Here is a 19,662-nt window from a genome sequence, read left to right as displayed (position 1 = left end):
GTGCCGGGATGAGTGCCAGCGATCGCGTTCAGCGCTTGCGGGAGGCGATCGAGCGGCACAACGAAGCGTACTACTGCCACGACGCGCCGCTGGTCAGCGATGCCGAGTACGATCGCCTGTTCGCTCAATTGGCGGCGCTCGAGGCCGCCCATCCGGAATTGCTGAGCGTCGATTCGCCGACCCAGCGCGTGGGTGCAGCGCCATTGCCCGAGTTCGCTGCGCTCGCCCACGCGACGCCGATGCTGTCGCTGAACAATGCTTTTGCCGACGACGAAGTCGCCGCTTTCGACCGCCGGGTTCGCGAGGGGCTGGCGAACGGCGACGAGAGCGAGATCCAGTACTCGGCCGAACCCAAGTTCGACGGTCTGGCAGTCAGCCTGATCTATGCGGACGGTCGCCTGCTGCGCGGCGCGACGCGTGGCGATGGTTCCACCGGCGAGGAGGTCACCGCCAATCTGCGCACCTTGCGCAGCATTCCCCTGCGCCTGCGCGGCGACGACTGGCCGGCCATGCTCGACGTTCGCGGCGAGGTGCTGATGCTGCGCGGTGACTTTGCGCAGATGAACGAGCGGCAGCGCGAGAAAGGCGAGAAAGAGTTCGTCAACCCGCGCAACGCGGCTGCTGGCAGCCTGCGCCAGCTCGACCCCCGCATCACCGCGACGCGTCCGTTGCGATTCTTCGCCTACGGCATCGGGGTCGCCACAGGTGCTGCCCTGCCGGCGACGCATTTTGAATTGCTCGATCGGCTCGTCGCCTGGGGCTTTCCGGTCGCCCGCGAGCGGCGCCGCGTCTCCGGACTTGCCGGCCTGCTCGCCTACTACGCCGACATCGGTCGCCAGCGCGCCGCACTGCCCTACGCTATCGACGGCGTGGTCTTCAAGGTCGACGACCTGGCGGCGCAGGCGCGGCTGGGTTTCGTTTCGCGCGCGCCGCGTTTCGCGCTGGCGCACAAATTTGCCGCCGAGGAGGCGGTCACCGAGCTGCTCGAGATCAGCATTCAGGTCGGGCGCACCGGCGCCCTGACCCCGGTGGCGAGGCTCAAACCGGTGTTCGTCGGCGGGGTGACGGTGATCAACGCGACTTTGCACAACGAGGACGAGATTCGCCGCAAGGACGTACACATCGGTGACACTGTCGTCGTTCGCCGGGCCGGCGACGTGATTCCGGAAGTCGTTCGCGTGCTGGTCGACAAGCGGCCCGTTGCTGCGCGTCGTTTCAGCATGCCGGAGAACTGTCCGGTCTGCGGCTCGCGCGTCGTGCGCAGCGACGACGAGAGTGGCGTCAAGGGCGTCGCGGCGGTGGCGCGCTGCTCGGGGGGGCTGTATTGCCCGGCGCAGCGCAAGCAGGCCCTGCTGCACTTTGCCTCGCGGCGGGCAATGGACATCGAAGGACTGGGCGACAAGCTGGTCGAGCAGCTGGTCGACAACGCGATCGTGCGTACGCCGGCCGACCTCTACCAGCTCGGTCTTGTCGCGCTGGCGAAGCTTGACCGCCTGGCCGAGAAGTCGGCCGGGAATATTCTCGCGGCAATCGAGAAGAGCAAGCGGACGACGCTGGCGCGCTTCATCTACGCGCTCGGAATCCGCAACGTCGGCGAAGCGACGGCCAGGGATCTGGCGCGTCACTTCGGTTGTCTGGAGGGCCTGCTGGCCGCCGACGAAGGGCTGCTGCAACAGGTTCCCGACGTCGGTCCGACCGTCGCACAGTGCATTCGCCAGTTCTGCAGCGAGGCGCACAACCGGACGGTCATCGAGCAGCTGCGGGCCGCCGGGGTGAGCTGGAGCGAAAGCGAGCCGGCCGTGTCCAGCGCTGGTGCAGTCACCGGCAAGGTCTTCGTGCTCACCGGTGCGCTGCCGTCGCTGACGCGCGATGACGCCGGCCGACTGATCATCGCGGCGGGGGGCAAAGTGACTTCGGCGGTGTCGAAGAAGACCGATTTCGTCGTTGCCGGCGCCGACGCCGGCAGCAAGCTCGAGAAGGCGCAGCAGCTCGGCGTGGCGGTGCTTGACGAAGGGCAGTTGCTGGCCCTGCTGCAGGCAGGCGCGGAGGTGCCGGCGCAATGACGGCGAGGAGCGCACGGCGAGCCGCCGCCGGCCGTGGCCGTGCGCCAAGCCCGCCAGCAGCTCGGCAAGGCGCATGATGGACGGGCAGGCGGCAATGACGCTTCTGGCCAGGGCCGAGCTGATCCATTCGGCCGAGACGGTTTCTGCGGCCGTGAGCCGTGTCGCGCGCGAGATCAGCAGCAGGCTGCACGACTGCCAGCCGCTGTTGTTGTGCGTCATGAAGGGCGGTGTGCCTTTTGCCGGCCAGCTGTTGACGCAGCTGAATTTTCCCCTTGACTTCGACTACCTCGACGTCAGTCGCTACGGTCCGGCGACGACTGGCGGCGCGCTGTCGTGGCGCGTCGCGCCGTCGTTGCCGGTGGCTGGGCGTACGCTGCTGGTGGTTGACGACATTCTCGACGAAGGCGTGACGATGGCCGCGATTCGCGATCGCTTACTGCATATGGGGGCGGCGGCCTGCTTCACGGCCGTTCTCGCCGACAAGCTGCACGGCCGGGAAAAGCCCCTGCGCGCCGATTTCGTTGCGCTGACCGTTCCCGATCGTTTCGTTTTTGGCTACGGCATGGACGCGCGCGGGGCGTGGCGCAATCTGCCCGCGATCTACGCCATGCGGGAGGATTGACATGCTGGCAATCATCGGCGGCAGCGGTCTTAGCCGGCTCGCCAGGCTTGCCGTCTCGCATCGGCAGGTCGTGAGTACGCCCTACGGCGAGCCCTCCGCGGCGCTGAGCTTTGGCCATCTCGCCGGTCGGCCGGTGGTTTTCCTGGCGCGTCATGGCGACCAGCACGGCATTCCCCCACACCAGGTCAATTATCGGGCCAACATATGGGCGCTGGGCGAGGCGCGGGTGCTGGGCATCGTTGCCGTCGCTGCCGTCGGCAGCATTCGTGCGGATCTCAAGCCTGGCGATCTGGTCCTTCCGGAGCAGATCATCGACTACACCTGGGGGCGCCCGTCGACCTTCCACGAAGGACCCGGCGCTACCGTCGCGCACATTGATTTCACCGAACCCTACGACCATGCCCTGCGCCAGCGGCTGCGCGCCGCGGCGGCAGCGACGGGCAGCAGGCTCGCCGATGCGGCGGTCTACGCGGCGACCCAGGGACCGCGCCTGGAATCGGCCGCCGAGATCAACCGTCTCGAGCGCGATGGCGCCGATGTCGTCGGCATGACCGGAATGCCCGAGGCGGCTCTCGCACGCGAGCTGGCGCTGCCTTACGCGGCGATCAATGTGGTCGCCAATTTTGCCGCCGGGCGCGGCGACAGTCGTGCCGGCATCAGCCTCGAAGCGATCCACGCGGTGCTGGCGGCGTCGATGCAGCAGGTCCACGCCATCATCGAGAGGATGCTCGGAGACGATGATTAGACCGGTGCTGAAAATGGGCGACCCGCGTCTGTGGCAGCAGGCCAGGGTCGTTGAGCGCTTCGCCACCGAGGAACTCGCGGCGTTGATCGTCGATATGCAGGACACCATGCGCGCGCTCGACGGTGCCGGCCTGGCCGCGCCGCAGATCGGCGTCGATCTGCGCGTCGTGATTTTCGGAATCGATGGCAACCCGCGCTATCCTGACGCCGAAACGGTACCACGCACGGTGTTGATCAACCCGCTGCTGACACCGCTCTCGGCAGAGGTCGAAGAGGGCTGGGAAGGCTGTCTCTCGGTGCCCGGGCTGCGCGGCTCGGTGCCGCGCTGGAAATATCTGCGCTACAGCGGCTTCGACGTTTGTGGTCGGGCCATCGAGCGCACCGTCTGCGACTTTCACGCCCGCGTCGTGCAGCACGAATGCGATCACCTCGACGGTATTCTCTATCCGATGCGGATCAAGGACTTCCGTCGATTCGGTTTCGTTGACGCCTTGTTCCCCGAGGGCGGCGCGGCTGCCGCCGAGTAGCTGCGGCGGCAAGTGCGCTGCTGCGCTGCGAAGCGTCGAGTGTGGAAAAGTTACCTGCTGGATCTGTGAAGGAACGACCTGTAATGAGCAAGAGTGCCACATCCCCCCGTTACCGAATTCTCTTTGTCTGCATGGGCAACATCTGTCGCTCGCCGATGGCTGCCGTGGTCACCAGTACGCTGGCTCAGCGCGAGGGACTGGGCGCCCTGCTGGAAACCGATGCGGCGGGGACGCACGGCCATTACCACGCGGGCGAAGCGCCGGACCCGCGGGCGCGCAAGGTCGGCGCCAAGCGTGGCTACGATCTTTCCAGGATGCGCGCGCGGCGGGTCATCGCCGCCGATTTCGATCGCTTCGACCGGATTCTGGCGATGGACCACGAGAATATGGCCAATCTGCTGCGCTTGTGTCCGGAAGAAAGCCGCGCGAAGCTGGGGATGTTCCTCGACTACGTCCCCGATCTTGGCGTTTCCGACGTTCCCGATCCGTACTACGGCGCCGAGTCCGGATTCGAACGCGTTCTCGACCTCTGCGAGCTGGCGGCAAGAGGTCTGCTCGCCGCCTGTGAACACGGGCAGCTTGCCCGCTGAGCGGCGGCTTCAGGGGAGTCGGCTAGCGGTCCTCGACTGATGCGTCGTCGGCGCGCACCAGCCGGGGCAGCAGTTCTGGCGGCAGCTGAAGTCGCGAGAGCAGCGTTTCACGGCTGATGTTTAGCAGGCTTTCGATCGCCGCGAAGTCGTCCGGGATGGCGGCATCCGTCCAGCCGTTAACCGAGTGGCGTGCCAGGTTGACCGCCAGTTTGACGTTCTGCACGCGCGGCAGCTGCGCACTCGCGTCGTCCATCAGCGCGGTGAGCAGATCGGGCAGCTGCCAGGCGTGGCAGAGTGCCAACTGCAGCTCGGCGAGCGGAAATCCGAGAACCTCGCACTGCACTGCGCTGCTGCGCAAGCTCTTCCCGGCCTGCAGTCGGGCGCGGATGGCGATCGCCTGTTCGGGAGCAAAGCACCACAGCAGGACTTCCGCGAGGTCGTAGAGCAGCGCTGCGAGCGCAACTTCCTCACCGTTCATGTCGTGGCGGGCGAAGGCCCAGTCGTGCGCGTAGCGCGACGCGCGCTGGCAGCGCACGACGACCTGCAGGACGCCAAGTAGCGCCTGCGGGTTGCGGCCGAGCATGGTTTCGATGGTCGCCGGGTTTTCGAACTTGCGGAAGAAGGGCTCAACGCCAAGCATCATCACCGCAGTGGCGATATTGGTGACGTCGCTGCGCAGGTGCTTGCTGCCGAAGGACTGAATGTAGGCCAGCACGCGGATGGCGAGCAGGGGATCCTGCAGGACGATAGCGGTAATGTCGCGACCGCTGACGCGGTCGATATGCTGCCGCGCCTCATCGAGGCGACGGGCGGTCTGGCGCAGGATGGGCATCTCGGCGCCGCTGAACAAGGTCAGCCAGGCGGCAAGGTCCCGGGGTGCTTGCGTATCGAGCATTGTACTGGCCTTGAACAGGACCGTCGGGGACCCTCGGAGCGATGCGCTGACAGGGCTTTCCCAGTGGGCGGCGGAATCAGGGCAGATGGTAGCCGCAGCTCGCCCGGGCTGCAAGCACGGTGGTCGCGCACTTGCGGCGGCGGGTCTCTCAGGCGTCAGAAGCGCTCGTCCTCGCGCAGATAGCGCCACTGCCCGGGCGGTAGCTTGCCCAGCGAGACGCTGCCGATACGAACGCGCTTGATGTCGGTGACTTGCAGGCCGACCAGTTCGCACATCCGCTCAATCTGCCCCTTCTTCCCGGCCAGCAGGACGAAGCGCATTTGTTGATCGCTGAGCCATGAGACCTGCGCCCGCGGCAGTTTGACGTTGTCGAGCGACAGTCCATGGCGCAGCAGATCGAGGCCGTCGGCGGCCAGTTCGCCTTCGACGCGCACGTGATATTCCTTCTCCAGCCGCGAATCGCCACCGCTCAAGCGACGCGCGACGCTGCCTTCCTGGGTGAAGGCGAGCATCCCGCCCTCGTCGGCTTCGAGTTTTCCGGCCTGTGCCAGACCGCGCAGATGGCTGGCCTGGAAGGTGAACGGGCTAGGGTCGTCGGACCAGCGGTTGTCGGCGCGGATCAAGGCGGCGATGGCTTCGCGGCCTGCTTCGGCCGGCGGGCCGGGAAGGTCGCGCGGCTTGTTGAAGACGATGCTGACGCTTTCGCTGGTGTGCGCGCTGGCAATTTCCTTGATCTTGATTTTTGCCTTGGGGTTTACGCGCGCGCCCAGCCGGTTGACGACCACGCCATCGACGCTTACCCAGCCGTTCTCGATCCACTCGTCGGCTTCGCGTCGCGAGCACTGCGCCAACTGGCTGACCAGCTTCGACAGCCGCGGCGACTCCTTCGCCAGGCCGCGAGTCTGGCCGCTTGCCTCGTGCACCGCTTCGCGCTGTGGCGTCGCCCGCGGACCTTGCCTTGCTTCGCTCGGCGGCCCCTTGTGCTGGGCGCTGGCGGGCGTCGCATCGGCGTCGCCGTCGGCGGGATTTTCTGGTGCTGGCCGGAAGGCACGTGCGCCGGTGCTGCGCGCGATCCCGCGTGGAGGATAGGCCTTCTTGGCGGGTTTGCCAGGTCGATCGGTGGTACGGCGAGGCGCTGCGAATCTTTCCTTGCCCGCCCGTCTCGGGTGATCTTCGCTGCTGCCGGGCGCCTCGCTCGCCGCTGACGGGTGGTCGGTTGCCGGGGAGTCCGGCTGCGCTGGCTGTTGGGCTGGCAGGGAGATGTCCCTCTTCGCCACAGCGTTCTTGCCGGTGCTCCGCGGCGCTTGGCTGCGCTTCGCCTCGTCTGCGCTGCGCCCGCCGCGCGGCGTGCTGCCGTCCTCTTGTCTCGCCCGGGGGGGGGGCGCCTCTGCGGCGGCCGGCTGGCTGTCGGCACGGCGGGTACTTGCGCGTTTTGACGGCGGCGCGCCGCCACGGACAGGTTTGCGCCCTGGCCATCGGCCTGGCTGTGCAGCGCTGTCGGTCGCGGTCGTCTTCGGGAGTTTCAGGGTCGGGCGGGGCATGGCAGCGTTTTCTGTTCGGTCGGGCCCGTAGTGTACGCCAGAAGTTGCCAGCGTCCCGAGCGAATCGCATCCGGCGCGCTCGCCAGGCTGCGGGCTGGCAGGCCGGCAAGCCGCTTGGCGGGTTTGGCTAGCGCGGCGGCGGTGGCGGTGGCGCGCCCCGCGGTGGCGGCGGCGCTGGCGGTGCGCCGCGTGGCGGAGGCGGCGGGGGCGGAAGAGGCGAGGCGGCGGGTCTGTTGATGGAGTCCTCCGGCAACGCGAAAGCGCCGACCACAGGTACCTTGTGACCGCGCGAGTACATGCACTGGACGTAGCTCTGGTCGTAACGTTCCTGCACGTTATAAGCGGAGGCGTTGCTGGCAGCGACTCCGCCGACGCTGCCAGCGAGCAGGCCGACGCCCGCGCCGACCGCTGCGCCGCTCGAGCCATCGATCGCGGCGCCCACGGCCGCACCGACGACCGTGCCTAGCGCAGCGCTGGCGACGCCGGCGTTGGCGGCTGAAGTTGCCGGCGTCGTGCCACCAATCGCCTGGTTCGCGTAGTGCCGGCAAAATCCGTCGTCGCCGCGAAACTTGGCGAACGACTGCCCCGATCCGGGCAAGGCCATCACGCTGGGTCCGTCCGGCGGAAAGCTGGCGCAGGCGGCAAGGAAGATGGCGAACAACGGTGTTAATACACGTCGGCTGGGCATGGCTGAACTCGGCAAGGGGTTTGCGCTGCACGCGGAAGCGAGGAGCGTGGGCGATAGTGAATGTAACGCAGTCGCCGCTTGCGCGCTGACCTGCGCGCTGAATGCGCCGCTGTCGAACTGGGCAGGTTGGCAGGCGAACGTCGGTTTCTGGTACGCTGCAAGCAGTCGCGCCGGGCTCGGCGCCCAATTGATCGTCGAGCACGCGCGATCCCGCTGCGCGGTGGGCCGGCACAGGAATTGTCAAGCCGGCCTTGGTGGGCGAATCGCAGGGCGCCCGACGCGCCGCGTCGCCAGCGCAAACGGAGAAAGCCACCGTACCCAGCAACCGACATTGAGCTGAATGCACGATGACCATGCCAGACCAACCGAAAAGTGCCATCGGCAATCTTGTCGACCTCGAGGATGGACAGATTGCCTTGTCGCGCTATATCGTCAAGCGGGCGGACGGCCTGTATGTGACCTTGTCGCGGCTTGATTCGCCGGTTGATTTCGTCGACTTCGTCGATCGCACCTTTGCCTTGGGGCTCTATTTCCGGGCGCTGGATTATGCGCAATTCCAGTCGCTCCTGTACGACGATGCGGCGAGTCGCGACAAGGCGGCGCCCGACGAGGTGTTCCTGGCGCTGGATATCGCCACCTTTCAGCCGCAGCGCCAGTCGCTCTACAAGGATCTGCGGATTCAGCGCGGCGAGGCGGCCTATCTGTTCGAACCGATCTATCGCGACGCGGCGCCCGACGAAGCGTCGACTGAAGGCAGCGGCAACGGTCCGCAGGGGATGCTCGCCGGCTCGCCGCAGGAGGTACGTGTCTGGCTGGATTTCGACGAGTTCGTCGCCAGCGCGTGGGCCAAGGGGGTGCGCTTCGGAATCGACGTTGCGGCGGTCCAGGAAGGCATCCAGCTCGACCGGCCAGAGCGGCGTGTCGTGGCTCGCGGCCGGCCCTTCGTGGCGGGCAAGGACGCCACGATTACCGAGCAGGCGCCTGGCCTGCGCCGCAACAACGCACCGCGTCGCCTGTTCGGTGACCGGGTCGATCTGCGCCAGTTCGAGACGCGCTATCCGCAGGTGGCCGCCGGGCTGCGTCTGGTGAAGAAGACGCCGCGTACACCTGGCGTCGACGGGCGGGACGTCACCGGCGAAGCGCTGCCCGCGCCCTTGCCCAAGGATTTCGACCTGCAGCGCATGGCCGGTGCCGGGACTCAGCTCAGTCGGGAAAAGGACGGCGAATACCTGCTCGCCTCGGTCTGTGGTTTCCTCACCATCGATACGCGCAGCCACCAGTTCTCGGTGACTGACAAGATCGTCAGTCACGAGGGGGTCAGCGCACGTACCACCGGTGACCTGATGTTGACCGGCGAAGTGTACGAACAGCACGGTGAAATCCAGGAGAAGCGTGTCGTCACCTGTCGCAGCATCACCGCTTTCGCCGATGTCTTTGGCAACATCGTGTCCACCGGCGGTACCGTGCGCTTGAAACAGAATCTGGTTGGCGGCAGCGCCAGCAATGACGACGGCGACATCGTCGTCGAAGGTGTTGCCTCCGGAGCGACGCTGATCGCGCCGCACGGCTGCGTGACCTTGAAACGGGCGGACAACTGCGTGATCATCGCCCGCCAGGTCGTCATTGCCCGGGCGACGCTGTGCGATATCGTTGCCCAGGTCCTGTCGCTTGAGCAGGCAGAAGCCTGCGCTGCGGCAGCCAGGAATATCCAGGTGCGCTTCGCCCGCGCGTACCGGGAGGTTGGCAACGTCTTTCTGGTCCTGCTGCCCGACGCCTCGACCGAGGACGCCGGCATTGTTGCTTTGCGGGAAAAGCGTGCCGAACTCGAAGAGGCGATCGCCGGCCATCGCGCCAGGGTCGAGGCCTTGCGCGGTGACAAGGATGTCACCGCGTACCTGCGCCTGGCGGGCAAGTTGCGACGCGGCGAAGTGACCCTGAGTCCCGAGCAGGAGGTCGGTTGGCGCCGCCTCTCGGCGGTCGTCGCTCCGGTCTTGAAGACGCTGTCGCTCCTGTCTGCAGCGGTCAACGAGCTGGTTGCCGAGTCGGCTGCCATGGCTGTGGAAATTGACGAAGGCCGGGCCGCAGCAGAGCAGGCGTGTGGCGAGCTGGCGTGCACGGTTGAGCGTGTCGAAGGCGAGACGCGGATCAGTACCTTACTGGTCAAGCAGGCCGACACGCCGCTGGGCGCCCTTCCGCGCAAGGAACTGAAGGTCCGGCTACGGGCGACGGACGCGGCGACCAATAAATTGTTCTTCGCCTCGTCTGGCCATTTCTCCTGGACCTACCAGGCGCCACAAGCGCCAGCCTGACGGCCGGCGGCAGGTCCGGAGCAGCGAGAAGAGGTCGTTTCAGCCCTCGGCAAGCCGTTTGCCGATGTGTTCGAGAGCCTCCTCTATCTGATCGATCAGGATCAGGCACAGGTCGCCTGGCTGCAATTGGGCAAGGGCGGTATCGATCGCCAGAAACTCGCCATGGACTTCCTGGACTTCGGACGCTCGCGTGGCGTTGAGCAAGCCCTGCTGCAGCAGGGCCAGCACTTCACCATCGGCGCGTCCGCGCTGGCACTGATCCTGGTAGAGAACGACGCGATCGAAGGCGCCGCCGAGAATCTCGGTCTGGCCGCGGATATCTTCATCACGCCGGTCGCCAGCGCCGCTGATGACGACCGAGCGGCGACTGTCGGGGGGGGCCGGCAGGTTGTCGATGGCCTCGACCAGGGCCTGGATGGCGTCCGGGTTGTGGCCGTAGTCGGCGACCAGGGTGGCGCCGCGATAGCTGAAGACGTTGAAGCGGCCGGGCGCCGTCTGGGCGTCGTTGACGAAACCGGCCAGAGCGCCGTGTATCGTTTCCCAGGGGACTTCCAAAGCCCAGGCGGCGGCAATGGCGGCCATCGCGTTTTCGACCTGGAAGCCGATGGCGCCATGCTGGGTGACCGGAATGTTGGCCAGCGCGATGCGGTGTTCGACGCCGCCTCCCGAGGCGACAATCGACGCGCCGTCGCGGTAGACGACGCGCTTTCTTTGTGCGCGGTGCAGCGCCATCAGCGGATGATTGCGGTCACAAGCGAAGAAGATGACGCTGCCGGGGCAGGTGTCGGCCATTCGCGAAACCATCGGATCGGCGGCGTTGAGCACGGCGACGCCGGTCTCCGGCCTGACGTTCTGAACGATGACCCGCTTGACCACCGCCAGGTCCTCTACCGTACTGATGTAGGAAAGTCCAAGGTGGTCGCCGAGACCGATGTTGGTGACCACGGCGACATCACAGCGGTCGAAGCCGAGCCCCTCGCGCAGCACCCCGCCACGAGCGGTTTCCAGCACCGCAGCGTCGACATGGGGGTGGAAGAGGACGTTTCTGGCACTCTTCGGACCGCTGCAGTCGCCGGTGTCGATGCGTCGCCCCTCGACATAGATGCCGTCGGTGGTGGTCATGCCGACGCGCAGCCCCTGGGCGGTGAAAATGTGGGCGATCAGACGGACGGTGGTCGTCTTGCCGTTGGTTCCGGCCACCGCAACCAGCGGGATGCGTGCTTCGTCGCCGTCGGCGAACATGTTGCCGATGATCGCTTCGCCCACCGGCCGCCCCTTGCCGAACGACGGTTGCAGGTGCATGCGCAGGCCTGGCGCGGCGTTGAGTTCGACGATCCCGCCCCCCTGTTCCTCGAGCGGCCGCAGGACGCTGTCACAGACGACGTCGACGCCGGCGATATCGAGGCCGATGGTCCGTGCCGCGGCAACCGCCTGCGCGGCAAACTCGGGATGCACGTCGTCGGTGACGTCGGTCGCCGTACCGCCGGTCGATAGATTTGCGTTGTTGCGCAGGACGACGCGCGAACCTCTGGGCGGCACCGACTCCGGAGTCAGCCCGCCGCTCGCCAGGCGTGCCAGGGCGACTTCGTCGAGGCGAATCCGGGTCAGGGAGGTGGCGTGACCTACGCCACGCCGCGGGTCATTGTTGACCCGCTCGACGAGCTCGCGGATATCGTGCACGCCGTCGCCGACGACCAGCGGCGGGTCGCGGCGGGCGGCGGCGATCAGCTTGTCGCCGACCACCAGGAGGCGGTAGTCGTGGCCCGGGATGTAACGTTCGACGAGGACTTCGTCGCTGACCTGGAAAGCGATCGCGTAGGCCGCCTCGATCTGTTCGCGGCTGACCAGATTGACGGCGACTCCCTTGCCCTGGTTGCCATCCTGAGGTTTGACGACCACCGGGCCGTCGATCTCGCAGGCTGCTGCCCAGGCGTCTTCGGCGCTCAATACCGGTCGCCCGGCGGGAACCGGGACGCCGGCCGCGTGCAGCAGGATCTTGCTCAGCTCCTTGTCCTGCGCGATGGCTTCGGCAACGGCGCTGGTGCGATCGGTTTCGGCGGCCTGGATGCGTCGCTGGCGACTGCCCCAGCCGAACTGGACCATGCTTCCTTCGGTCAGCCGGCGACAAGGGATGTTGCGCGCCATCGCCGCATAGACGATGGCTCCGGTACTCGGGCCGAGGCGGACGTCCTCGTCGAGTTCGCGCAAGCGGTTGAGCGCGTCGTCGAGGTCGAAAGGTGCATCGTCGACCGCGGTATGGCAGAGGTCCTGGGCAAGTTCGAAAGCCAGGCGGCCAACGACCTCTTCGCTGTATTCGACGATCACCTGATAGGTGCCGGCTTCCAGCGTCCTGGCCGTGCGGCTGAAGGTGACCGGGCAGCCCGCCTGCGCCTGCAAGCCGAGGGCGGCGAACTCCAGCGCCTGGGCCATCGATACCGCTTCATCATGACCCGCCGGGCGCAGCATCGCCAGTTCCGGAAAGCGCGCGCGCAGACGATCCTCGAAGCCAGGCAGGTCGTCGATACTGCGCTCGTCTTCGGCGCAACAGACAATCGCCTCGATCGCCGTGTGCCGGCTCCAGAGGTTGGGGCCGCGCAGAGCGCGGATACGCGATACTTCCATGAACAGTTTCCCTTTCTGCTTCGCTGCGGACGACGGCCAGATAGGTCCGCATGGCTGCCGTGTTTCCGGTTCGGCGCGCGCCGATCAAGCTATTGCGCGGCCGGTCTGTGGCTCACTTCTTCACTCCTGGTGGCTGGTCAGTCGATCATCGTCAGGCGACGGTGAAGGTCTCCAGCCCGGTGCGGATCAATTCCGGTCCGATGCCCAGCGCCCACGCCGCAGCGGTGGCGGCGAGCACGTTCTCGATCTCGAAGTCGACGCTGCCACCATCGGTCAGAGGTATCCCCTGCAGGCTGACGATGGGCGTCTCGTCGTTGCCACTGGCGAGGACCACCTGCCCGCGGCGAACGAACACCGCGCGCTTGCCCAGCGCCCGGTGGTCGACGAGCGCCGGCTGCTCGGGGTCAGCGGCAAAGAAAATGACCTCGCCGTCGCACAAGGCGGCCATTTCGACGAGCATTGGATGGCCAGCATTGAGCACCGCGGCGCCGCCTGGCAGAACCAGGTCTACCTGTGTACGCAGGACCGTGAACACCTGCTCGGGTGTTTCGATGTGGTAGCGGCCAACATGCCTGGCGGGGTCCACGTTGGTGATCACGCCGATCAGGCAGCGATCGTAAGCCAGGCCTTCGTCGAGAAGGGTGTCGCTGCCATTTTCCAGCACCGCCGCGTCTACGGCACGGTTCATCAGGATGCGGTTCGCTGCTCCCCAAGTGGCGTTGTCGCCCTTGGCGATGCAACGCCGATCGAGGAACAGGCCGTCGCTGCAGGCCAGCCCGGTATGCTTGCCGGAGAGCGTCAGGAAGCGCGCGACGAGGTTGGCGACGGTGGTCTTGCCAAAGCTGCCGCTGACGCCGATGACCGGGATGCGGCCGTCGTCACCGTTGGGGAATAACTGCTCGACGATGGCGCGACCGACCGGGCGCGGCTCGCCGCTTTCCGGTTTCAGGTGCATGAGCAGCCCGGGGCCGGCGTTGACCTCGACGATCGCGCCGCGCTGCTCGTCGAGCGGCCGGGAAATGTCTTCGCAGACCAGGTCCACGCCGGCGATGTCGAGGCCGACGATGCGCGCGGCGAGTGACGCGGTGGCAGCGGTGTCGGGGTGTACGCTGTCGGTGATGTCGTCGGTGTGGTTGCCGCTGCGCACGATCAGTACTTCGCGACCGGCGGGCGGGATCGAATCGCCGCTGAAACCCTGGCGCGTGACTTCGAGTCGGGCGACCGGGTTATCGCTGAGAGAGAGGATGTCCAGCGGATACTCCTCTTCGGCGCCGCGGCGGGGGTCGGAGTTGATCTGGCTGTCGATCAGCTGGTCGATGGTCGACTCGCCGTCACCCGTGACTTTGGCCGTCTCGCCGCGGGCGGCGGCGACCAGCTTGCCACCGATGACCAGCAGGCGGTGCTCCGAGCCGCATACATAGCGTTCGACGATGACACCGCTCCCTTCCGTGACGGCGGCAGCATACGCCGACTCGACTTCGGCGGGGCTCATCAGGTTGGTGAATACGCCACGGGCATGGTTGCCGTCGGAGGGCTTGACGACCACCGGATAGCCAATGTCTTCGGCGGCTTCCCAGGCGTCGTTGGCGCTGTCGACCAGGCGTCCTTCGGGGACCGGTACGCCGCACGACGAGAGCAGGCTCTTGGTAAGGTCCTTGTCGCGCGAGATGCCCTCGGCAATGGCGCTGGTGCGGTCGGTTTCTGCGGTCCAGATACGTCGGCTGCGCGAACCGTAGCCAAGCTGCACGAGATTGCCGGTGGCGAGCAGGCGAATCGCCGGTATGCGCCGGTCTTTGGCCGTTGCCGCGTCGACAATGCAACTGGTGCTCGGTCCGAGCAGTTTGCGCTCGGCCATGTCGGTCAAGTGCGCGACCGCGGCGGCAACGTCGAAAGGCGTCTCGTGAATGGCGGCCAGGAGCAGCTCGCGGCCGGAAAACAGGCAGGCGCGGGTCACCTCGTCGTGCCAGGCGCGAACGACGACCTTGTACACGCCACGGGTGGAGGTTTCTCGGGCTTTGCCGAAACCACCGGGCATGCCGGCGAGGTTCTGCAATTCGAGGGTGACGTGTTCGAGGATGTGCGCCGGCCAGGTGCCTTCCTGGACGCGGCGCAGGAAGCCTCCGCGCTCGCCGTAGCTGCAGCGATGGTCGATCAGCGACGGAAGCAGCCCGGTGAGGCGTTCGTAGAAGCCGGGGATGGTGTTCGATGGAAAGTCCTCAAGTTCGCCGATATCGACGACCGCCTCGATGACCGGGCGGTAGGTCCAGATGTTCGGACCGCGCAGGTAGCGGATCTCGAGGAACTTGATGTCTTTGTTTTTCATGGGGTCATTCCAGGCACGGACGGGTGGGCGCGCCTTGGCGCAAGAGGGGCTGCGGGTGATCTGCTCGGAGGCCCGAGCGAGCTTATCGTGGCTATAACGCGGCAGCTGCGAATCGGCTGACCGGGCTCGGGGCCGGATGCGGTAGTGGCCGTTGCCAGGTTCACAGGAAGCGGTCCAGAAGTCGCCGGCTGGGTGCATCGAGTGCGTAGCGGTCGCGGATCAGGAAGTGAATGCCGTGGCTGTCGGCGATCAGCAGGGCCGGCGAGTCGAGGCGGCGGATGTCTTCCTCGCCCTTGAGGACGAAACTGGTCGTGCTGCGATCGGTCTCCACCTGCCAGGTACTTGGCGTGGCAAAACTGGAAACGCTGATCAGGCGCTTGATCTCGGGGATGAATTCACGACCGCTCAGCTCGCTTTCGACCAGCGCACGCATGTCGTCCGGCAGCTCGCTGAGCTGCTCGATCCACGCCAGTTCATGGCCATGCGGGTCGACCAGGCCGATGCCGTCGTCAGGAGCGCTGATCGGAAAGGCTCGAACAGGCACCACTCCGGCGTGCGTCTCACCGCCGGCAGTGGTCAGCTCGAGTCGTCCGAAGGCGTTGCGTTGCAAGCGATAGTCGGGCGCGGTGATCACAGGCGTTCTCCGTCGGCGGCGCGCGCGAGGTTGAGGCTGCTCAAGCTGTCTTCATTGTCGACGTTGCGCGCCTGCGCCAGGTAGAGGCGGTAGTAGTGGCCCTCGCAAGCCATCAACTGGTCATGGCTGCCGACTTCGACGACGCTGCCGCGGTCGAGAACGACCAGGCGATCGGCGTCACGCAGGGTGGATAGGCGGTGCGCGATGGCAATCGTGGTCCGCCCGCGAACCAGATTGTCGAGGGCTTTCTGGATCTCTTTCTCGGTGGTTGTGTCGACCGACGAGGTGGCTTCGTCGAGAATCAGGATGGGCGGGTCGATGAGCAGCGCGCGGGCGATAGAGATGCGCTGTCGTTCGCCGCCCGAGAGTGCCTGGCCGCGTTCGCCGACCAGCGAATCGTAGCCGTGCGGCAGGCGCAGAATGAATTCGTGCGCGTGCGCGGCGCGGGCCGCGGCGATGATTTCGGCGCGCGTCGCCGCGGGCTTTCCGTAGGCGATGTTTTCGGCAATGGTGCCGAAAAAGAGGAACGGCTCCTGCAGCACCAGGCCGATATGCTTGCGGTACTCGGCCACCGGCAGCGAGCGGATGTCCACGCCATCAATCAGGATGGCGCCTTCGCTGACGTCATAGAAGCGGCAGATCAGGTTGACCAGCGTGCTCTTTCCGGACCCGCTGTGGCCGACCAGGCCGACCATCTCGCCGGGGGCAATGTCGATGCTGATGTCGCGGGTGACGCTGCGCGTTCCGTAGCGGAAGCCGACGCCGCGCAGTTCGATACGCCCGGTGACTTTCTCCAGGTGCACCGGCGTTGACGGCTCGGGAACGCTGGACACGTGGTCGAGAATGTCGAAGATGCGCTTGGCGCCCGCGGCGGCCTTCTGGGTGACCGAGACGATACGGCTCATCGAGTCCAGGCGCAGGTAGAAGCGGCTGATGTAGGCAAGGAATGCGGTCAGCACACCGACCGTGATGTGGTCGCTGGCAATCTGCCAGATGCCGAAAGCCCAGACGATGAGCAGGCCTATCTCGGTGAGCAGGGTGACGCTTGGCGAAAACAGCGACCAGACTTTGTTGACCCGGTCGTTCACCTCGAGATTGTGCGCGTTGGCGGTGCGGAAACGGCTGGTCTCGCGCGCTTCCTGGGCGAAGGCCTTGACGACGCGAATACCGGGAATGGTGTCGGCGAGGACGTTGGTCACTTCCGCCCACACGCGGTCCACGCGCTCGAAGCCGGTGCGCAGTCTCTCGCGCACGACGTGGATCAGCCAGGCGATGATCGGTAGCGGCAAGAGGGTCACCAGTGCCAGTCTGACGTCGATCGACATGAGGATGACGGTGGTCATCACGATCATCAGTATGTCGGTGGCGAAATCGAGCAGGTGCAACGATAGAAAGACGTTGATGCGATCGGTCTCCGAGCCGATGCGGGCCATCAGGTCGCCGGTTCGCTTGCCGCCGAAGTACTCCTGCGAAAGCGTCAACAGGTGTTCGTAGGTGGCGGTGCGCAGGTCGGCTCCGATGCGCTCGGAGACCAGCGCCAGGATGTAGGTGCGTGCCCAGCCGAGGATCCAGGCGACCAGGGCAGCGCCGAGCAGGCCGGAGAGATAGAGCGCGACCAGTGCCGGGTCGATCGCCTGACCGTTCTGGTAGGGGATCAGGACCTTGTCCATCAGCGGCATGGTCAGGTAGGGGGGCACCAGGGTGGCCGCGGTGCTCAGCAGCGAGAGCGTGAAGCCGGCGAGAAGTTGCCCGCGGTAGGGTCTCGCGAAGCGGCCAAGGCGTAGCAGGGTCCAGGTCGAAGGCGGTCGGTGAATTTCCTTGCTGCATACCGGACACTGCTCATCGCCGGCGAGGAGTGGCGTTTCGCAGCTTGGGCAGACGCCTTGTGCTGCCGGTGCTGGCAGCCTGCCAGTGAGGTGGAAATTCAACTTCCGCGTGAAGTGGTCGATCAGCCGTCCGGCGGCGACGTCCGTGCCGAGCGTGTAGCGCCAGTGCGCCAGGCGCGCATCGGTGGCGCACAGTTCGAGCGTGCCGACCCCGGCGTGGTCGCTGCGCGTCAGGGTGAGGCCTGGCTGGTAAGGCCAGCTGCGCACGCTCTCGTCGCCAGACCCCATGGCCATCAGGCGGGCGTTGCTGACCAGTACGATGCCGGCAGAAAAGCGCAGGCTTGCGTCGAGGTCGAGTTCCAGCCATGCCAGTACCTCCTCGTCGGCGGCCAATTGGGGTTGCACGCGTTCTGACCATGCGGCGGGCAGCGGCGGTGCGGAAAACTTGGCGAGGGCGACGCCCTGGGAGGTGGATGCGTGGTTGGCTGCGGTCATCGATGGGTGTTTTTCAAGCAAGGCTGCCGGCGGTGTTTTCGTTGCAGGCGGCAAGTATACTCGCCTTCAGAGTGCTGCCGGCGATGCCCGCCAGCGGGGTCATGCCTCAGCGATCAGATCGTCAAGCGATCGCCCTGGTAGCGGCGCGCGACTTGCAGGCGGGCGATGGTTGGCAGGAGATTCAGTCCGCTCGCTGCCCGGCACTGATCGGCGCGGCGGATCAGTTCGTCGAAGCTGCTGTCGACCGGGTCACCGGCTGCCGCAAAGGCGATGGTATTGCCGCTGTCGCAGGACGGAAAGACGAGCGCGCGACCGTCGAATGCGTCGCTGATGCGCTGGCTGCTGGCCTGGAAGCCGCGTTCGCGGCCGAGCAGATTGACGGCCAGCAGCCCGCTATCGCTCAGGCGCGAGCGACAGGCCTGGTAGAAAGGGAGGGTGTCGAGTACGCCGGCGCGGGCCTTCTTGTCAAAGCCGTCGACCAGGATGTAGTCGTAGCGGCTGTCGCCGGCAAGCATGTGCGCCGCGCCGTCACCGATCAGCACGCGCAGACGCAAGGGATCGTCGGGGAGTCCGAAGTGCAGCCGGGCGACGACTTCGACCTGCGGATCGATTTCAACGACGGTGATCTTGGTAGCCGGCAGCTGATGGTAGATGAATTTGGCCAGCGATCCGGGGCCCAGCCCGATCAGCAATGCCTCGCGCGGCCATGGCGGCTCGCGGAGGAGCAGCCCGGCCATCATCTCGCGCGTGTAGGGCAACTCGAGCGCGTTCGGACGCTGGATGCGCATCGCCCCCTGCACCCAGTCCGACGAGAAGTGGAGGTAGCGGACGCCGGCTCGTTCGCTGACGTCGATCAGGTTATGCGCCATTCGATCCATTGGCCGTTGTCGTTGCCTGGGAAGTCGCCTGGCGAGCGCCTGCAGCACGCGGCGAACGCGCGCCAGGAACGCGCCTTTACTCGGATCCAAGGGCGGGCGCGCCGGTCTTGTCGACCGTCGGTGCCGGATGTCGGGGAGATCATGGTGGTTTCTTCTTGCTGGCGCGCTTCACCGGTCGGGATCATGCAGGCCGGGTCTTCCTGGAGCGTGCCCGGATCGCCTGACCGGCCGACGCTCGCGCCGCCTGGCGGCCGCTGATGTCGTCAAGACGGCGATCGCCAATTGACCGGCGCCGCCCAAAATCGGTATACTACCAAAGTTTTTCTGGCCTTGGCGCGGCTGTGCGACGGGTGGACTAAGAGGTTATATGGAATATCTTTTTTCTGTGGTTCTGGCAGTGCACATCCTGGCGGCGGTGAGCGTGATTGGGCTCGTCCTGGTGCAGCACGGCAAGGGCGCCGACATGGGCGCAGCTTTCGGCAGTGGCTCATCGGGCAGCCTTTTCGGCGCGACGGGTTCCGCCAATTTCCTCAGTCGCGCGACGGCGGTGCTGGCCACGGTCTTCTTTGTGACGAGTTTGTCGCTGGCCTATCTGGCGTCGAGTGCGCCAAAAACGACTGGCAGTGTGATGGAGGATGCGGTAAGATCTGCGCCAGTTCCAGCGCCGCCGTCGGGTGGTGTTGAGCAGGGTAAAGTCCCTGCGAATCCTGATTCGAAGGCGAAGGATATTCCCCGGTAATCTGGTTTGAAAGCGGCTCCGAGAAAGGCTGTATTCCTCGATTTTCTCGCCTGCCGAGTGCGGTAATGCCGACGTGGTGAAATTGGTATACACGCTATCTTGAGGGGGTAGTGACTTCGGTCGTATGAGTTCGAGTCTCATCGTCGGCACCAGGAATGGCCATTCA

The 19,662-nt window shown here is 66.1% G+C and carries 14 protein-coding genes, 1 tRNA gene and 1 pseudogene; 8 read left to right on the top strand and 8 right to left on the bottom strand.

Annotation, left to right across the window (positions count from 1 at the left end; translation table 11 throughout):
• Positions 1-8 precede the first annotated feature (8 nt).
• The 5 genes from ligA to QZ634_RS17465 all read left to right on the top strand — a co-directional run bounded on the left by ligA (position 9) and on the right by QZ634_RS17465 (position 4,546).
• Entirely contained in the window at positions 9-2,063 is a 2,055-nt protein-coding gene (gene ligA / locus QZ634_RS17485) for an NAD-dependent DNA ligase LigA (protein WP_291990609.1), read from the top strand.
• Between the two features lie 73 nt (positions 2,064-2,136).
• Positions 2,137-2,685 (top strand): hypoxanthine-guanine phosphoribosyltransferase, encoded by a 549-nt coding sequence (locus QZ634_RS17480; RefSeq protein ID WP_291990607.1) that lies wholly within the window; start codon positions 2,137-2,139, stop codon positions 2,683-2,685.
• A gap of 1 nt (position 2,686) precedes the next feature.
• Positions 2,687-3,430, top strand: coding sequence for an S-methyl-5'-thioinosine phosphorylase (locus QZ634_RS17475; RefSeq protein ID WP_291990605.1), 744 nt, complete (start codon positions 2,687-2,689; stop codon positions 3,428-3,430).
• Entirely contained in the window at positions 3,423-3,956 is a 534-nt protein-coding gene (gene def, locus QZ634_RS17470; protein WP_291990603.1) for a peptide deformylase, read from the top strand. The genes QZ634_RS17475 and def overlap by 8 nt, the downstream gene beginning before the upstream one ends.
• 83 nt (positions 3,957-4,039) lie before the next feature.
• The gene (locus tag QZ634_RS17465) at positions 4,040-4,546 is read left to right on the top strand and encodes a low molecular weight protein-tyrosine-phosphatase (RefSeq protein WP_291990600.1); all 507 of its coding nucleotides are present in this window, start codon (positions 4,040-4,042) and stop codon (positions 4,544-4,546) included.
• Positions 4,547-4,568: 22 nt separating this feature from the next.
• Here QZ634_RS17465 and QZ634_RS17460 read toward each other — a convergent pair whose 3' ends face one another.
• From QZ634_RS17460 to QZ634_RS17450, 3 genes are all read right to left on the bottom strand, one after another.
• Positions 4,569-5,441 carry an HDOD domain-containing protein gene (locus tag QZ634_RS17460; RefSeq protein ID WP_291990598.1) on the bottom strand — a complete coding sequence of 291 codons (873 nt, stop codon included), beginning with the start codon at positions 5,439-5,441 and terminating at the stop codon, positions 4,569-4,571.
• Positions 5,442-5,596: 155 nt separating this feature from the next.
• Positions 5,597-6,718 (bottom strand): S4 domain-containing protein, encoded by a 1,122-nt coding sequence (locus QZ634_RS17455; RefSeq protein ID WP_291990596.1) that lies wholly within the window; start codon positions 6,716-6,718, stop codon positions 5,597-5,599.
• Between the two features lie 391 nt (positions 6,719-7,109).
• A complete protein-coding gene (locus tag QZ634_RS17450) occupies positions 7,110-7,670 on the bottom strand; it encodes a glycine zipper family protein (RefSeq protein ID WP_291990594.1) in 561 nt (186 codons plus the stop codon).
• A gap of 347 nt (positions 7,671-8,017) precedes the next feature.
• Between QZ634_RS17450 and QZ634_RS17445 the strand changes: the two genes are divergently transcribed.
• Positions 8,018-9,979: a flagellar assembly protein A gene (locus tag QZ634_RS17445; protein ID WP_291990592.1), complete on the top strand. Its 1,962-nt coding sequence runs from the start codon at positions 8,018-8,020 to the stop codon at positions 9,977-9,979.
• 39 nt (positions 9,980-10,018) lie between these two features.
• Here the strand turns inward: QZ634_RS17445 and cphA (QZ634_RS17440) are convergent, their stop codons facing one another.
• The 5 genes and pseudogenes from cphA (QZ634_RS17440) to QZ634_RS17420 form a co-directional block, all read right to left on the bottom strand.
• Positions 10,019-12,601, bottom strand: a complete 2,583-nt coding sequence (gene cphA / locus QZ634_RS17440) for a cyanophycin synthetase (protein WP_291990591.1) — start codon at positions 12,599-12,601, stop codon at positions 10,019-10,021.
• Positions 12,602-12,758: 157 nt separating this feature from the next.
• Positions 12,759-14,924, bottom strand: a pseudogene (gene cphA / locus QZ634_RS17435) (cyanophycin synthetase); the annotation flags it as partial.
• 160 nt (positions 14,925-15,084) lie between these two features.
• Positions 15,085-15,555, bottom strand: a complete 471-nt coding sequence (locus tag QZ634_RS17430) for a DUF1854 domain-containing protein (RefSeq protein ID WP_291990694.1) — start codon at positions 15,553-15,555, stop codon at positions 15,085-15,087.
• Positions 15,555-17,879, bottom strand: coding sequence for an ABC transporter ATP-binding protein (locus QZ634_RS17425; RefSeq protein WP_291990589.1), 2,325 nt, complete (start codon positions 17,877-17,879; stop codon positions 15,555-15,557). The genes QZ634_RS17430 and QZ634_RS17425 overlap by 1 nt, the downstream gene beginning before the upstream one ends.
• Positions 17,880-17,992: 113 nt before the next feature.
• Positions 17,993-18,748, bottom strand: a complete 756-nt coding sequence (locus tag QZ634_RS17420) for a fused MFS/spermidine synthase (protein ID WP_043564150.1) — start codon at positions 18,746-18,748, stop codon at positions 17,993-17,995.
• 376 nt (positions 18,749-19,124) lie between these two features.
• On the opposite strand from QZ634_RS17420, the gene secG reads away from it, so the two are divergent.
• Positions 19,125-19,496 carry a preprotein translocase subunit SecG gene (secG, locus tag QZ634_RS17415; protein ID WP_043564148.1) on the top strand — a complete coding sequence of 124 codons (372 nt, stop codon included), beginning with the start codon at positions 19,125-19,127 and terminating at the stop codon, positions 19,494-19,496.
• Positions 19,497-19,563: 67 nt separating this feature from the next.
• A tRNA-Leu gene (locus QZ634_RS17410) sits at positions 19,564-19,648 on the top strand.
• The last annotated feature ends 14 nt before the right edge of the window (positions 19,649-19,662 follow it).

It is taken from the genome of Candidatus Accumulibacter sp. ACC007 (assembly GCF_907163205.1).
Classification (GTDB): domain Bacteria; phylum Pseudomonadota; class Gammaproteobacteria; order Burkholderiales; family Rhodocyclaceae; genus Accumulibacter; species Accumulibacter regalis.
Note: the sequence above shows the minus strand (reverse complement) of the source record. Positions and strands in the feature narration are given on the sequence as shown.

What these genes read in the sequence shown, in the direction of transcription:
- QZ634_RS17420 (WP_043564150.1), bottom strand. Translation starts at nt 18,748, where the DNA reads ATGGCGCATAACCTGATCGACGTCAGCGAACGAGCCGGCGTCCGCTAC.
- cphA (WP_291990591.1), bottom strand. Translation starts at nt 12,601, where the DNA reads ATGGAAGTATCGCGTATCCGCGCTCTGCGCGGCCCCAACCTCTGGAGC.
- QZ634_RS17475 (WP_291990605.1), top strand. Translation starts at nt 2,687, where the DNA reads ATGCTGGCAATCATCGGCGGCAGCGGTCTTAGCCGGCTCGCCAGGCTT.
- secG (WP_043564148.1), top strand. Translation starts at nt 19,125, where the DNA reads ATGGAATATCTTTTTTCTGTGGTTCTGGCAGTGCACATCCTGGCGGCG.
- QZ634_RS17465 (WP_291990600.1), top strand. Translation starts at nt 4,040, where the DNA reads ATGAGCAAGAGTGCCACATCCCCCCGTTACCGAATTCTCTTTGTCTGC.
- QZ634_RS17445 (WP_291990592.1), top strand. Translation starts at nt 8,018, where the DNA reads ATGACCATGCCAGACCAACCGAAAAGTGCCATCGGCAATCTTGTCGAC.
- ligA (WP_291990609.1), top strand. Translation starts at nt 9, where the DNA reads ATGAGTGCCAGCGATCGCGTTCAGCGCTTGCGGGAGGCGATCGAGCGG.
- QZ634_RS17480 (WP_291990607.1), top strand. Translation starts at nt 2,137, where the DNA reads ATGATGGACGGGCAGGCGGCAATGACGCTTCTGGCCAGGGCCGAGCTG.
- def (WP_291990603.1), top strand. Translation starts at nt 3,423, where the DNA reads ATGATTAGACCGGTGCTGAAAATGGGCGACCCGCGTCTGTGGCAGCAG.
- QZ634_RS17450 (WP_291990594.1), bottom strand. Translation starts at nt 7,670, where the DNA reads ATGCCCAGCCGACGTGTATTAACACCGTTGTTCGCCATCTTCCTTGCC.
- QZ634_RS17425 (WP_291990589.1), bottom strand. Translation starts at nt 17,879, where the DNA reads ATGACCGCAGCCAACCACGCATCCACCTCCCAGGGCGTCGCCCTCGCC.
- QZ634_RS17460 (WP_291990598.1), bottom strand. Translation starts at nt 5,441, where the DNA reads ATGCTCGATACGCAAGCACCCCGGGACCTTGCCGCCTGGCTGACCTTG.